This window comes from Trichocoleus desertorum AS-A10 (genome assembly GCF_039962155.1).
Lineage (GTDB): Bacteria > Cyanobacteriota > Cyanobacteriia > FACHB-46 > FACHB-46 > Trichocoleus.
Map to the genome: position 1 here is coordinate 55,018 of NZ_JAMPKN010000013.1, position 13,513 is coordinate 68,530.

General features: G+C 51.6%; 11 protein-coding genes. 5 read left to right on the forward strand and 6 right to left on the reverse strand.

Features of this window, described 5'->3' with window-relative positions; translation table 11 throughout:
* Positions 1-117 precede the first annotated feature (117 nt).
* Positions 118-357 (reverse strand): sulfur carrier protein ThiS, encoded by a 240-nt coding sequence (gene thiS, locus NDA01_RS17485; RefSeq protein ID WP_431193430.1) that lies wholly within the window; start codon positions 355-357, stop codon positions 118-120.
* Positions 350-1,408 (reverse strand): thiamine phosphate synthase, encoded by a 1,059-nt coding sequence (locus tag NDA01_RS17490; protein ID WP_431193431.1) that lies wholly within the window; start codon positions 1,406-1,408, stop codon positions 350-352. The genes thiS and NDA01_RS17490 overlap by 8 nt, the downstream gene beginning before the upstream one ends.
* A 396-nt stretch (positions 1,409-1,804) precedes the next feature.
* On the opposite strand from NDA01_RS17490, the gene NDA01_RS17495 reads away from it, so the two are divergent.
* Positions 1,805-4,555 carry a DUF1565 domain-containing protein gene (locus NDA01_RS17495; RefSeq protein ID WP_348228950.1) on the forward strand — a complete coding sequence of 917 codons (2,751 nt, stop codon included), beginning with the start codon at positions 1,805-1,807 and terminating at the stop codon, positions 4,553-4,555.
* Here NDA01_RS17495 and dapF read toward each other — a convergent pair.
* Positions 4,547-5,413 (reverse strand): diaminopimelate epimerase, encoded by an 867-nt coding sequence (dapF, locus tag NDA01_RS17500; protein WP_348228951.1) that lies wholly within the window; start codon positions 5,411-5,413, stop codon positions 4,547-4,549. The genes NDA01_RS17495 and dapF overlap by 9 nt on opposite strands.
* Before the next feature lie 88 nt (positions 5,414-5,501).
* Between dapF and NDA01_RS17505 the strand changes: the two genes are divergently transcribed.
* A complete protein-coding gene (locus NDA01_RS17505) occupies positions 5,502-5,717 on the forward strand; it encodes an Hfq-related RNA-binding protein (protein ID WP_190438881.1) in 216 nt (71 codons plus the stop codon).
* Positions 5,718-5,762: 45 nt separating this feature from the next.
* Here NDA01_RS17505 and NDA01_RS17510 read toward each other — a convergent pair whose 3' ends face one another.
* The gene (locus NDA01_RS17510; protein ID WP_348228952.1) at positions 5,763-8,105 is read right to left on the reverse strand and encodes a monovalent cation:proton antiporter family protein; all 2,343 of its coding nucleotides are present in this window, start codon (positions 8,103-8,105) and stop codon (positions 5,763-5,765) included.
* A 275-nt stretch (positions 8,106-8,380) separates the two neighbouring features.
* Here NDA01_RS17510 and NDA01_RS17515 point away from each other — a divergent pair, with 275 nt between their 5' ends.
* A complete protein-coding gene (locus NDA01_RS17515) occupies positions 8,381-9,277 on the forward strand; it encodes a M23 family metallopeptidase (protein WP_431193432.1) in 897 nt (298 codons plus the stop codon).
* A 118-nt stretch (positions 9,278-9,395) separates the two neighbouring features.
* A complete protein-coding gene (locus tag NDA01_RS17520; RefSeq protein ID WP_190551926.1) occupies positions 9,396-9,944 on the forward strand; it encodes a late competence development ComFB family protein in 549 nt (182 codons plus the stop codon).
* Positions 9,945-10,014: 70 nt separating this feature from the next.
* Here NDA01_RS17520 and NDA01_RS17525 read toward each other — a convergent pair whose 3' ends face one another.
* Together NDA01_RS17525 and NDA01_RS17530 are read right to left on the reverse strand one after the other, a co-directional pair.
* Complete coding sequence (locus NDA01_RS17525) at positions 10,015-10,596, reverse strand: L,D-transpeptidase (protein ID WP_242017017.1); 582 nt, start codon at positions 10,594-10,596, stop codon at positions 10,015-10,017.
* Positions 10,597-10,762: 166 nt separating this feature from the next.
* Complete coding sequence (locus NDA01_RS17530; RefSeq protein ID WP_348228953.1) at positions 10,763-12,625, reverse strand: putative bifunctional diguanylate cyclase/phosphodiesterase; 1,863 nt, start codon at positions 12,623-12,625, stop codon at positions 10,763-10,765.
* 108 nt (positions 12,626-12,733) lie between these two features.
* Here NDA01_RS17530 and NDA01_RS17535 point away from each other — a divergent pair, with 108 nt between their 5' ends.
* Positions 12,734-13,501: a DUF1350 family protein gene (locus NDA01_RS17535; protein WP_348228954.1), complete on the forward strand. Its 768-nt coding sequence runs from the start codon at positions 12,734-12,736 to the stop codon at positions 13,499-13,501.
* Positions 13,502-13,513 lie beyond the last annotated feature (12 nt).

The window sequence follows — 13,513 nt, forward strand, 5'->3', positions numbered from 1 at the left end:
GTAAACCTAGGGCACACCTATACTGTACTGTCTTACTCCGGGGGTAGGGCATCAGTCTGGAGGGAGTTATCCGTACTCAAGCTGCCTAGGTATCGCTCCTAGTTAAAACAGCGATCGCTAACCGCCGCCCACAATGGTGACAATTTCCAGGCGATCGCCTTCTTGGACTTGGGTATCTGCCCAAAACTGCCGATGCAGAATTTCACCGTTATATTCAACGGCAATCAAACGGGGGTTGAGTCCGAGTTGTTCTAACAAATTTGGTAGAAGGATAGAGCGGGAACAAGTTTGGGGTTCACCGTTCACTTGCACCGTAATGGCATCAGACAAATTGGACAGACCAGACAGATCAGACATGAGGCTTGGCAATGCGTTCTTCGTAGGCGCGAATCGTTTGAATGCGGTGGAGCTGAGAGATGAAATATTGCGTAATTAAGGTGGGCTGATCGGCTTGCATAATGGCTCGCACCACTGCGACCCGCTCAGCGCCAGCAGCTAGAACATCATGAATATTATTCGTGTCAACGCCGCCAATTACAAACCAAGGCACTGCGGCATGTTCTTTGGCATAGCGGACATACTCCAGACCTGCGGCAGCTTTACCCGCTTTAGTGGGCGTTTCATACACTGGTCCCACGCCAATATAGTCAGCCCCTTCCTGAATTGCCTGTCGCATTTCCTCTGAGTTCGTGGTGGAGCGACCAATCAACCGATGCGGGCCTAACAGTTGCCGTGCCGTGGCGATCGCAATATCTTGCTGACCTAAATGCACACCATCGGCATCCACAGCCAGCGCTAAGTCTACTCGGTCATTAACGATAAATAGAGCGTTGTAATCTTGGCAAATTTGCCGCAGTTTTTTGGCATTGCTGAAACGCACATTGTCGTCTGCGGTTTTGTCCCGGTACTGCACCAGAGACAAGCCGCCTTGGAGGGCTGCTTCCACCGTGGCAAATAGATTCTCGGCGGGAGAAGTGACGAGGTAGAGGTGCGATCGCTCTAGGAGTTGCTGCCGTTGAGGTACCAGCAGATTACTTTCTAGGGTATAGACGCGATAGCGCATTTGCTTACAGGCCATGCCCATTTCTGGGGTGTAAATCTTGCCGTATTCTTCCAGCACTCGAAGGGCTTCTTCAACACGGCACAAGTTAACCTGCAAAACTTGCTCAATACTGGAGCGCTGCTCTTCTTGCGGGTGAGTGAGTTCTGTGCCTGGATCGCCTGGTGTATCGCGAGCCGCTCGCAGTTCTGGAGCATGCCAACGCGCCAATTCCTGCCGCATTTGCTTGCACTCGTCAGTCAGCGGTGCGCTGTTGAGGCCAAATCGACACCATTCTTCGACGATCCTCAAGCCTTCACGAGCCCGATCCAGATTGGCATCTAGAATGCGGTAGAGTGCGGGCTGCACGAGTTTACTCCCGGTAGATCTATCGCCCATTAGAACAACCCCATTCCCATTCATGTTTCATCCTAGCGCCAGATTCCCCCTTCCTAGATAAAAATTTCTCGCCCGGAGAAGTCGGGTGTTTGCTGGAACTAAAACCCATTGCAAAGCACATGCGGGGGTAGGGGCAATAAAATCTTGCTATTTGTCGGTTGTTTAGTTTAACTATTCTTAAGTTTCTCAGTCAAACTTTGCAGATGGGGCAAGAGACGGTTATTTTTAGCGGGTATCTAGGGTAAGATAGCTCCCGATTTTATCGCTTGTTTTGTATCGCTGATTGGTGGGCTGTGTGGAGCGCCAGCGATCGCTAAATTCAACTACTGCCTTTCACCCAGTGCGGTCAAGAGGAGATTTGTGAGTATGACCCCCGACAACTATCAATCCTTGATCCAGCCCCCCAGCGGTCATGTTGGCTGGTATGCAAGTAACCGTTTGTTTTCCCACAGCTTGATGGGCGTAGGTCTGACCATTGCGGCTTGGGCAGGTTGGTCTACGGAACCTGCGATCGCTCAATTTGATGGGTCTGATGGGTCAATGCAGCTAGCACAGGTGCCAGCTAGAGCCAGGGCCATGTCTAGCTTAAACTTGCTCTACGTTAATCCAGTCGCAGGCGATGACGCAGTGGGCAATGGCGGTGAACGGGCTCCCTTCAAAACTATTACGCAAGCCCTCAAAGCAGCCCAGCCCAACACGGTGATTGTGTTAATTCCGGGCACCTACAGCGCCCAGACTGGCGAGGTTTTTCCGCTCAAACTCAAACCCGGCGTGACGATTCAAGGGGATACTCGCACTCGCGGCAAAGATATTTTGATTCAGGGTGGTGCTCCTTACCTCAGCCCCACCTTTGCCAGCCAGAACATTACGATTCTCGGAGTTCACCAGGCAGGTTTAGCAGGCGTTACGGTCACAAATCCCAACCCGCGAGGCTATGGTCTCTGGATTGAATCAGCCAGCCCTGTGATTCTAGAAAACACATTTACAGGCAATACTCACGATGGCATCTCTGTAGTAGGAAGTAGTGCGCCTGTGGTGCGAGGCAACTACTTCTATGCCAATGGAGCCAATGGCATCACGATTTACGGCAACTCTCGACCCGAGGTGCGCGAGAATTTATTCATCAAAACTGGTTTTGGCATCAATGTCGCTCAGGATGCCGCACCAACCATCATTGGCAACCGGATTGTGCAGAACCAAGACGGGATTGTGGTTCAAGCTAACGCTCAGCCGATTATCCGGGGCAACTTAATTGAGCAAAACCTGCGGGATGGCGTGGTGGCGATCGCCCAAGCTCGGCCTGATCTGGGCAGTGCAGCTGATCCTGGCGCTAATATTTTCAGCAACAATGGTCGGTTTGACATTAACAGTAGTGCTTCGAGTCAAGCAGTTTCTGCTTTCGGTAATGAACTGAGTAGCGATCGGACTAGGGGACGCATTGATTTAGCTGGCACAGCTTTAGCAAGCACGGCAAGCACAACTCCTTCGGTTAGCGTTGCCCCCACCTCCTCGCCTGCTAGCATCGCTGCCCGACCAGTCACCAATTCTGACAAAACTGCGACCATCGCTCCGTTGGAAGTGCGGGTCGAGCCTTTCAAGCCAGCCAGCACAGCTCAGGCGATCGCAACTGCTCCAACAACGCCAGCTTTACCCACTGTCAAAGCTGACTTTCCTGCGTTAAAGATCTTACCCAAAGCTGCCCCTCCAGCGGAGCCAACCGTTTCTGTTAAACCAACCACCGTTCCTACCCCAGTGGCAGCTTCAGCTCCCCCCAAATCACCTGTAGTTGAGGTTGCGGCCAAAGTACCACCCGCAGTTCCAAAACCAACCGTTGGAACTGTGTCCGAGCCGCCACCTCCTACAGCTAACGTTACCAACTCAACGGTTTCAACTTCTTTGGCTACCCCTGCGACAGTGGTAGTGGCCAACCCGCGCCCCACAGTCACCACAACCAAACCTGTCACCACTGAACCCGTTGCGATCGCGATCGAGGTACCGACCCTCGAACCCGCAACTCAGCCAGTCGCAACTCCGGTTGAGGTGCCGCGTCCAAAAGCCATCAGTCCAGTGTTACAGCCATCTCAGGCATCTCAGCCATCTGTCACCAGACCTCCTATTAGCAGTGCGATCGCGATTGAGGTACCACCACCTGAAGCGGCCCCCGCGATCGCTACTGCGCCGTCTAAACCAACAGCCCCGGCGATCGCAACTGCTCCACCTAAAGCCCCAGCGGTTCCCAGTATGACTGCCGCCGCTTTCCCGGTCCCGACCGAGTTAAAGCCGACTAGCAAGAAGATAGAAAAGCCAGCCGCGAAGGTAGCAGCCCAGCCATCTCCCGCTTTGCGCCCTCAACCGATCGCTGCCTACTCCTTCCGAAATCGGCGACCTGTGCCACCACCCATTAGCACAGCGCCGCGCTCCAATCCATCCAACTCCAAATCTCGCCAAGCTGCTCAGCAAATCACGTTGCCTCCCATCCCCAAATCTGGGACCACCGCGATCGCGATTCCAGTGCCACCGCCAGAGACAACTCGTACCAGCCCAGTCCGAGTAGCGGCTCGGCCTAGTCGTAGCCTCCAGTTACCCGTTTTGCCACCCAAGCCTGTTGCTGCTCAACCTGCCACCCCCGCGATTGTAACTGCTGCTCCTTCTACCAGCATCGAGATTCCGGTGCCTGCGCCTGAGACTAGCGCTGTTATCCCGACCATGCCTCCAGTGCCTACTTCAGCGCCAGCAATCGCGGCTATCCCTCAACCTAGCTCTCCCTCTATCAGCGGTGATGTCTTACCGGTACCGGGACCAGACATTCCTGTAGGTAGGGGAGGCGGAGATTTGCCTAGTGTATTGGTGGCGAGTAATCCCCTAGATGGCACCAACAGCCTGCCTTTCCCGAACCAAGGTGCGGCTTTGGGGTCGCGCTACCGCGTGGTAGTAGAGGTTGAGAGTGAGGGTGAGCAAGCGGAAGTTGCCGCGATCGCTCCCAACGCTTTTCGCACTTTATGGAATGGGCGCATGGTGATGCAGGTCGGCTCCTACAGCAACCGCGACAATGCAGACAAAATGATGCAGACGCTGAATAGCCAAGGGTTAAAAGCGGCGATCGAACCTTTAAATTGAAGATTGGCCTGCAAACACCATTTCAGCAGGCCCCGTCATATAAACCCGTTGGTCTAGCTCGGACCATTCGATTTCGAGCGGACCACCAGGAAGCTCAATCGTGGCGCGGCGATCGCAGATGCCGTTCAGCACTCCCGCGACCAGCACTGCACAAGCACCTGTCCCGCAAGCCAATGTGATACCCGCACCGCGCTCCCAGACTCGCATCTTTAAGTAGTCGCGGCGCACCACTTCAATGAATTCGGTGTTGGTGCGTTGGGGAAAAACGGCGTGATGCTCGAATTTGGGACCGATGGTTTCGAGAGCGATCGCGGCTACATCTTCGACAAACGTGATGCAGTGTGGATTGCCCATGCTGACACAAGTTACATCCCAAGTTTGGCCAGCCACTTCTAGGGGTTGGGCAATCACTTTTTGGTCTGCTGCGGCCAAGGTGGTTGGAATTTCTGCTGCCAGCAAATGGGGTTGACCCATATCTACTGTCACTTGACCGTTGGCTTCAATCTTGGGTACCATCACACCTGCCAGGGTATGAATTTTGTAGGATCGGGGCAACAAAGACTCCGAACTCACATTGGCATCAGCAGCTTCCAAATCTACTAAGAACTTAGCTAAGCACCGAATGCCATTGCCACACATTTCTGGCTCGGAACCATCTGAGTTAAAAATCCGCATTGTGTAGTCGTGGCCATCTTGATCTGGCAACGCAAAGATCACGCCATCTGCGCCAATTCCAAAGTGGCGATCGCACCACTTCACGGCTTGTTCTGGCGTGAGGCAAGGTTCTGCGGAGGTGCGGTTATCAATCAAAATGAAATCGTTGCCTAATCCGTGGTACTTGATAAACTCAATTCCCATAAACTTCTCCCTTAAGGTCGCAACCACTGTAAGCTGAACTGGGCAATTTAATGTTTAGCAATTTTCCCATAGCAAAGGATCGGAAGTTATGAGCAGCGAACTAGAAACAGGTTTGCCGAGCATTCGCCAACTCCAAAACTTTATTCGAGATGGTAAAGAAGTAGAGCTAAAGCTCTTGACTGGAGATTTGCTCACAGGCAAAATTCGCTGGCAAGATCAACACTGCTTTTGTTTGAGCGATCAGTATGATCAGCCCACTTTAATTTGGCGGCAAGCGATCGCTTTCATCAAACCCAAAATGTAGTCCGACTGCCCTCTATGGATAGGAGCCATCCTGCTACTTCTAGCTCTACAGTTCGCGGAGACTATCGGGTGGCAGGAACTCCTGTAAGGTTTCGCTAACGTTCGCCTTCACCACCGGAATTTGTAACATCGGCAGTTGCAAGGCGGGAGCAATCCACTGGCGCACCTGCACCAAAGAATCTCGGTTGCCACATAGCAGCAGGCGATCGCTCACCAAAATATCGGTGTCCCCAGTAGGAAAGCGGATAAATCTACCTTCCCGGCGGATAGCTTGCACCTGTACGTCATATTGCCCTTGTAGGTCTAGCTCAGCTAACGTTTGGCCTGCCACCGGACTCTCTGCGGGCACCATTAGCCATTGGCAAGAGGAACTTTCCTTGGGAACTGCTGCTTCTCCCCGAGCTAGCTCATCAAACGCTGCCACTTCTTCTGACTGCCCCACAATCAAGAGGCGATCGCCCGGTTCTAGAATAGTTCGCGCGTCTGGATAATCCACCTCATTACCACCCGCGCGACGAATCGCCATCAAACTCACACCTGTGAGGCGGCGCAAATCTGTTTCCTCTAGGGTCATTCCCAGCAACGGCGAATGCTCTGGCAAGCCATACCACTTGCTGTTCATATCCTGAGCTGCCACCCGCAGGTCGCGCGAAATTTGGTTGGCGGTGCGCTCCGGTCGTAGTCCGTAGTAGTGACTATTGCGAATTTGCTGCACTTCTAGCTGAATGCTGGAGAGAGGAGCGCCCATGCTAGTAAGTAAGTGAGTCGAGAGTTCTAGGCTCGCTTCAAATTCTGGCTGCACCACTTCACGCGCCCCCAGTTGGTAGAGCAATTCAATGTCTTTATCTTTATTGGCTCGCACTACCACATCTAAATCGGGCGCAATTTCTAAACAGCGTTTGAGGGATAAGCGAGTACTCATGGGGTCGGGTAGCGCGATCGCCATACCCTGCGCTTTATCCACGCCTGCCTTTTCCAACACATGCAAGCTGCCCGCATTGCCATAGACGTAGGGGATTTCGGCATCTCGGAGTTGTTGAATCCTTTGTTCCGATTGCTCAATCACCAGCACTGGGTACTGGTGTTCCTGCAACAGTTGCACAATGTTGCGTCCGACTCGGCCATAGCCACAAACCACCACATGATTTTTTAGGGACACTTCTTCTGAAGCTGCCAATGGCAAATCAGTTCGGTCGAGATGCCGCTTCAGCCAAGGCCAAGATTCCGCCCAGACAAATAATTGCGGCACCAAGCGCAACAAGAAAGGGGTTACCACCAAGGTCACCGCTGTCGTGCCCAGAATCAGCAAGTAAACCCGCCGAGACACTAGCCCCAAGGCTTGTCCTTCGCTCGCGAGCACGAAAGAAAATTCACCAATTTGGGCTAATCCGAACCCGGCAATCAAAGCTGTCTTTAGTGGGTAGCGAAACAGAGTGACCAGAGGTGTGATGATGAGAAACTTGCCCACCAACACTAGTGCAACTAAGCCCAGGATCAGCTCCCAATTGTTCCAAAGAAACACAGGGTCAATCAGCATCCCGATCGCGGCAAAAAACAAGCTGGCAAAAATATCCCGCAACGGCTCCACGTAAGTCAGCGTCTGGTCGGCGTACTCCACCTCCGAAATCATCAGCCCCGCCACAAAGGCTCCCATTTCAATTGAAAGCCCCAAATGCTCTGTCAGCAGGGCAATCCCTAAGCAAAGCGCTACCACACCTAGCAAGAATAGTTCGCGGCTCTCGGTGCGAGCCAGCAACCGCAATAGGGGAGGAATAATCCAGATACCAACCGCCACTGCCCCCGCCGCAAATAAGCCAATGCGTAACAAGGCCCATCCCACCGCAATTCCGATCGCTTCGGCAGGCTGATCGAGGGCAGGCAATACGGCTAGCATTAAGCCCAACGCCAAGTCCTGCACCACCAAAATCCCCAGCATCACCTTGCCGTGGGGGGTTTCAGTTTCGTTGCGCTCCATCAAGCACTTGAGCACCACTGCCGTAGACGACAACGACAGAATGGCTCCCAAGAAGACGCCTTGGGCAGGGGAAGTGACCCAACCCATCGTGACTGAGGCGATCGCTGTCACCAAAATCGTTAGGGCAATTTGCAACCCACCGCCGCCCAAACTGATCGCTTGGACTTTCTTCAGCTCGGCAAATGAGAACTCGACCCCTAAGGCAAATAGTAAAAAGGCCACTCCAAACTGGGCCAACGTTTCTACTTGGACGAGTTCTTTAATTAGCCCTAAACCAGCAGGTCCAATAATTACTCCACCCAGCAGGTAGCCCAACAAAGCCGGCTGGCGTAGTAAAGCCGCAATCAGTCCCCCTGCCGCAGCCGCAGCCAAAACAGTCACCAGATCGACGATCAGCCTAAAGTCTTCTTGCACAGGTTCTTAAAAAAATGAGAGAAATATTAACGTCTACAAACTTCAGAATAAGAGGTTTTTACGACTCTGGGGAGAGTACAGCGGAGGTTTAGCTAGGAAAACGTCGCGATCGCACCGTTATTCGCCGCTCATCTTAAGAATTGGTTGACTCCTAGGAAGTTACTCCTCTAAAATTTGTCCCGAAATGACTGGACAGACTTGGAAACAGATACAGAAATACTTAGTCTAAGTCTGACAGTAGGTCTGACAATAGTCGTGAAGGACATCTTGAGATTGTGATTGCTTCCCCTCCATCTCACCGCTTCAGGAATTGGTTGTTTCAGCTCGGACTCGCACCGTTAGGCGTGGCTACAGGAGCGATCGCCTCAATGACTCCTGCTCAAGCCCTACAAGTTCAAATTACGCCTACAGCCCCCCAGCTTGGAGACACCATTTCTGTAGTCGTGCGGCAAGATAACCTGGAGGTCAGCAGCAGCCCCAGAGTGACCTTAGGGCAGCAAACCTTTGATACTTACCTCATCGGCCCCAATCGCTTCCGAGCTTTATTGCCAACTACCCCCCTCGATAAACCTGGCACGCTGAAGATTCAAGTCACTGGGGAAGGGCAGGTGAAGAATTTGGCAGTGCAGCTCCGCAATCGCTCCTTTCCAACTCAGAGCATCTGGCTCCCACCGAGCAAAGATGAGGACATTAGCGATGCCGAATTTAATCGCGTAGACGCCTTCAAGCGTTTAGTGACGCCCCAAAAATTCTGGAGCGGTCCTTTTGTGCGGCCTAACCAAGGAGAAATCACCACAATTTATGGCATTCGCCGCTACTACAACGGCGTATTTGCCAAAGATTATTACCATTCAGGCGTGGATTATGCAGGAGCCACAGGCTCCCCTGTCGTTGCCGCCGCAGCGGGACGAGTCGCCCTCGTCGGTCGTGAATCCCAAGGGTTTAAGATTAATGGCAATGTCGTTGGGGTTGACCACGGCCAAGGCGTGCAGACGATTTATTTACACCTGAGTCGCATCAATGTAAAGGAAGGTGATATGGTCCGAGCGGGCCAAGTGATTGGCGCAGTCGGTTCTAGTGGAGCTTCGACTGGGCCACATTTACACTGGGGCTTGTATGTGCAAGGAAAGGCTGTAGACCCAGTACCTTGGCGTTATCAAGGCATGGAATAATCTTGTGGGAAGTTTTGGTAAATTTCGTCCAACAGTACGATTCTGGGGCAAACTAAAGCAAGGTGCTTGCAGCAAGGTTGCCCATTTGTAAGATGGTGGCGGGGAGCGAAGAGGCGTTATGAGTATTGAGAAAATTGTAGAGCAGGCCTTGCAGGACGGTTACCTCACACCAGCGATGGAAGCTGAGGTGGGTCGCATCTGTGACACGGCTTCCGAATTATCGATTGAGGAATATATGGCCCTCGATCGCTTGATGGGAGCGTTACTAACGGGTGAAGTTGTGGCTGTACCCAGAAAGCAGTTCATCAACGTGATGGAAGAATTGGTGCTAACTGAAGCGATCGCTCGGGTCGCCGAAATTGAAGCCACGAGTGATTGCACTTTAGATTTAGGTGATATTGCTGCCTACGCCTTAAACCGTCTGCCACCCCTCTACGCCACCACTGAAGAAGGCGCTAACTATCAGCGCAACCGCGCCAAAGAAGAACTGCATGGCTTGATTGCACAACAGGTGAGTGAAGCGATCGCCCGTAACCTAGACCGACCGGAGTTCTTCCCCGAACGGCAAGCGATCGGCAAAAACTCTGGCGATGAAGTGTTAACTCAAGTCAGTACGTTGCTCCAGGTTTACGCACCCAAGTTTGAACCCCAGCCCTCCGATAACTAATTGCATTGGCAGATTTTGGGTGGTGTAGGTTTCATCTACACCACCCAAATCATTACCTATGTAAATCCTTTTAAGGCTGCACTATGACTGGCGTTCCTTCGGCAACTTGCTGATAGAGCGCCACAATATCTTGGTTTCGCATGCGCACACAGCCGTGGGAAACAGCCTGACCAATTAACTCTTCCTGATTCGTGCCGTGAAAGCCAATTTGGTTGTGGCCATCGGACCAAAAACCGATCCAGCGCAGTCCCAAAGGGCTATCAGGTCCAGCGGTGATGAGCTGCTCGGTAATGGGGTGCTGCCAAACTGGATTAGTTTGCATCTGAGTGATGGCAAAAGTGCCTGTAGGCGTCTCCCAGCCTACTTGACCAATCGCAATTGGGTAACTCGCTTGCAATTTTTGGCTGCGGTACAGAGAAACCTTGCGATCGCTCAAATCTACCACAAGGCGAGTTTGAGCTTGAGCTAGCGTGACAGGCTTAGGCTTCAAGGACGCAGAAGCAGTCTTAACAGGTTGAAGCGGTAGGTTAATAGCGGGTTGCTGTGGGGTGAGGGAAGCAGCATTGGTCTGCGATCGCACCAGCAACGTTAAAAAAGCTGCGCCTAGGCACAGCAGCATAAAACTACGAGTGATCGATTCATCTCTAATCATGACTTCGTCACTTCATTGCGCCACAAACAGCTCCAGCACTAGCCAAAATCTGGATTCAACTTCTATTGTCAATCTACTCTGTCAAATTCCAAAGGGGCTATCTGTCTCTCAGGTGGTTTTTGTAAACCCTTTTTTCAGCAACCACGCATTTTTGTCAATAACAACTCTACTTAACTGCGATCGTTCCCTGAAGCACTAAAGCTGTAGCTGCTTCGCAATTAAGTGGTCTAGCAAAGAAATAGCCTTGAGCATACTCACACTTCAAAGCTTTGAGTTGCGCCAACTGCTTAGCAGTTTCCACTCCTTCGGCAATTATGTCCATGCCTAAATTCCAAGCTAGGGTAACGATGGTGCGGACAATTTCTAAGTTCTCGCCATCAATATCGATGCGGTTAATAAAGGAGCGATCGATCTTTAGCGTGTCAATGGGGAAGCGGTGCAAATAACTGAGTGAAGAGTAGCCAGTGCCAAAATCATCAATAGCTAGCTGAATCCCTAAGCTTTTGAGCTGTTGCAGCATCGTTGTAGCCACCTCAGCATTTTCCATCACCACACTTTCAGTAATCTCCAGCTTTAAGTAGCGAGGATTCAGATTCGTTTCTTGCAGAATTTGACTAATTTGGTCTACTAAATCAGGCTGGACAAACTGACGGCTGGAGAGGTTGACGCTGACGATGAGTGGACAAGGCGAGGAGATCAGTTGGTGCCAGACAGAGAGCTGATGGCAAGCCTGACGCAATACCCACTGACCAATCGGTACAATCAGCCCAGTTTCTTCGGCCAAGGGGATAAAGTCGGCAGGCGAGATCAAACCCCGCTCTGGGTGATTCCAACGAATTAAGGCTTCAAAACCCATGATGCGATTGGTTTTGAGAGACACAATCGGTTGGTACTGTAGCCAAAATTCTGGGGCTTCTGTTTCTCCAGAAATGGCTTGATCCTGAGTCTTGGCGATCGCTCGTCTGAGGTCATGCTCCAGTTGCATATGGGCCAGCGTCCCCCGATGCATGGAAGCATCAAAGATTTCGTAGCGCGTGCGGCCCATCGCTTTCGCTTGGTATAAAGCCAAATCTGCATCACGCAGAATTTCTTCAGGTTGGCTGTAATCGGTACAACTGAGGGCAATGCCAATACTCGCTGTGGTAGAAATTTCGTGACCGCTGAGATAGAAGGGCAGTTGCAATTCTTGCTGTAGACGTTCTGCCACTCGAATGGCATCTTGAACGTCTTTAATATCTTCTAGCAGGATCGTAAACTCATCGCCACCGAATCGGGCAACGGTATCGCCAATTCTCAGGCAAGATTCCAAGCGCCGGGCGATCGCCACCAACAGTTGATCGCCAACCAAATGCCCTAGAGTGTCATTCAGGGTTTTGAAGTAGTCCAAATCAACAAAGAGTAAAGCAAACACAGCACCAGAACGCCGCTTTACATGCTCGATCGCTCGGCCCAAACGGGCCATAAACAAGGCTCGGTTGGGTAACCCTGTGAGGACATCATGAAACGCATCATGCCGCAGCCGTTCTTCAATGCGTTTGCGCTCAGTGATATCGAACTGAATGGCTAAATATTGAAAGGGTTGTCCTTGCTCGTTGAGGTAAGGCACGATGGTTGTGTCTACCCAATAGTAAGAACCGTCTTTGGCTTTATTGCGAATTTCTCCTTGCCAAACTTTGCCTTGGTCAATAGTGGACCATAAGCTTTGAAAAAATTCCTTGGGGTGACAGCTAGAATTAAGCATCCGATAATTTTGCTGCACCAGCTCTTCACGGGCGTACTGGGATAGCCGACAGAACTTGTCATTCACATACTGCATCACGCCAGTCGTATCTGTCAGAGCCACAATGGCAGCTTCATCCAGCGCGAGCTTGATGTTGGACAACTCTTGCTGTACATTTTGGAGCTTTTCCTGCCACTGCTGACATTCAGGTTGCTGAGGGGCGATCGCTTCTGAATGCAAGCAGTCTGCTGAAATTGGCGGCTGCTCACTTGCATCCTGGCTCTGTATGTCCCGCTGCTTAGTGTCCATATCTTTTCTCGGATGGGTGTCCCGCTACATTCATAGTTCCCTCCTGTTAGGGGAAAACAGAGTTTAGGATGAAGGCAGGACGTAACGTATTGTTTACATGTTGTGGGCATGGATTGGCAGGAAGTTTCTGGTAACTGGGTTTTAATTCCGCCGCGACCCATCGCGATCATCCATTTCTTGGGAGGAGCTTTTGTTGCGACTGCACCTCACGTCACTTACCGTTGGTTGCTAGAACATCTCAGCCGCCAAGGCTATGTAATCATCGCCACTCCTTTTGTCAACACGATGGATCATGGTGCGATCGCCCATCAAGTGCTGCGGAACTTTGAACGAGCCTTTGCGCAACTCCAAACCAGAGGATTGCTGCAAAAGCGCTACCTCCCCATTTACGGCTTGGGACATAGCATGGGCTGCAAGCTACATTTACTGATTGGCAGTTCGTTTGCTGTGGAGCGAGCGGGGAATATCTTAATTTCCTTCAACAACTATGCTGCCCGCGATGCCATTCCCTTAATGGATCAGCTTTCGCCTAGCTTTGCCGTTGAGTTCACACCATCTCCGCTAGAAACGATGGCTTTAGTTGCTGAGCGCTACCAAGTACGGCGAAATTTGCTGATTAAATTTACCAACGATACGCTGGACCAAACCATAACCATGAGTGAAGTGCTGAAGGAGCGTTTTCCTGACATGGTGACGCTGCAAAAGCTACCGGGCAGCCATACCACTCCTCTGGGTCAAGATGTGGCTTGGAAGAGTGGCTCAGTTTTCACCCCGCTAGACGCGATCGCCCAATGGATGAAGCAAGAGGTGTATCGGGAACTCAATCAACTCAAGCAATCAATTCTGCTTTGGCTCGATCCATTTATGAAGCTGTGAAATTATACGTTT

Excerpts from the sequence above, each read along its gene's own strand:
- NDA01_RS17505 (WP_190438881.1), top strand. The coding sequence starts at position 5,502 with ATGAGCAGCGAACTAGAAACAGGTTTGCCGAGCATTCGCCAACTCCAA.
- NDA01_RS17525 (WP_242017017.1), bottom strand. The coding sequence starts at position 10,596 with ATGATTAGAGATGAATCGATCACTCGTAGTTTTATGCTGCTGTGCCTA.
- NDA01_RS17530 (WP_348228953.1), bottom strand. The coding sequence starts at position 12,625 with ATGGACACTAAGCAGCGGGACATACAGAGCCAGGATGCAAGTGAGCAG.
- dapF (WP_348228951.1), bottom strand. The coding sequence starts at position 5,413 with ATGGGAATTGAGTTTATCAAGTACCACGGATTAGGCAACGATTTCATT.
- NDA01_RS17535 (WP_348228954.1), top strand. The coding sequence starts at position 12,734 with ATGGATTGGCAGGAAGTTTCTGGTAACTGGGTTTTAATTCCGCCGCGA.
- thiS (WP_431193430.1), bottom strand. The coding sequence starts at position 357 with ATGTCTGATCTGTCTGGTCTGTCCAATTTGTCTGATGCCATTACGGTG.
- NDA01_RS17520 (WP_190551926.1), top strand. The coding sequence starts at position 9,396 with ATGAGTATTGAGAAAATTGTAGAGCAGGCCTTGCAGGACGGTTACCTC.
- NDA01_RS17495 (WP_348228950.1), top strand. The coding sequence starts at position 1,805 with ATGACCCCCGACAACTATCAATCCTTGATCCAGCCCCCCAGCGGTCAT.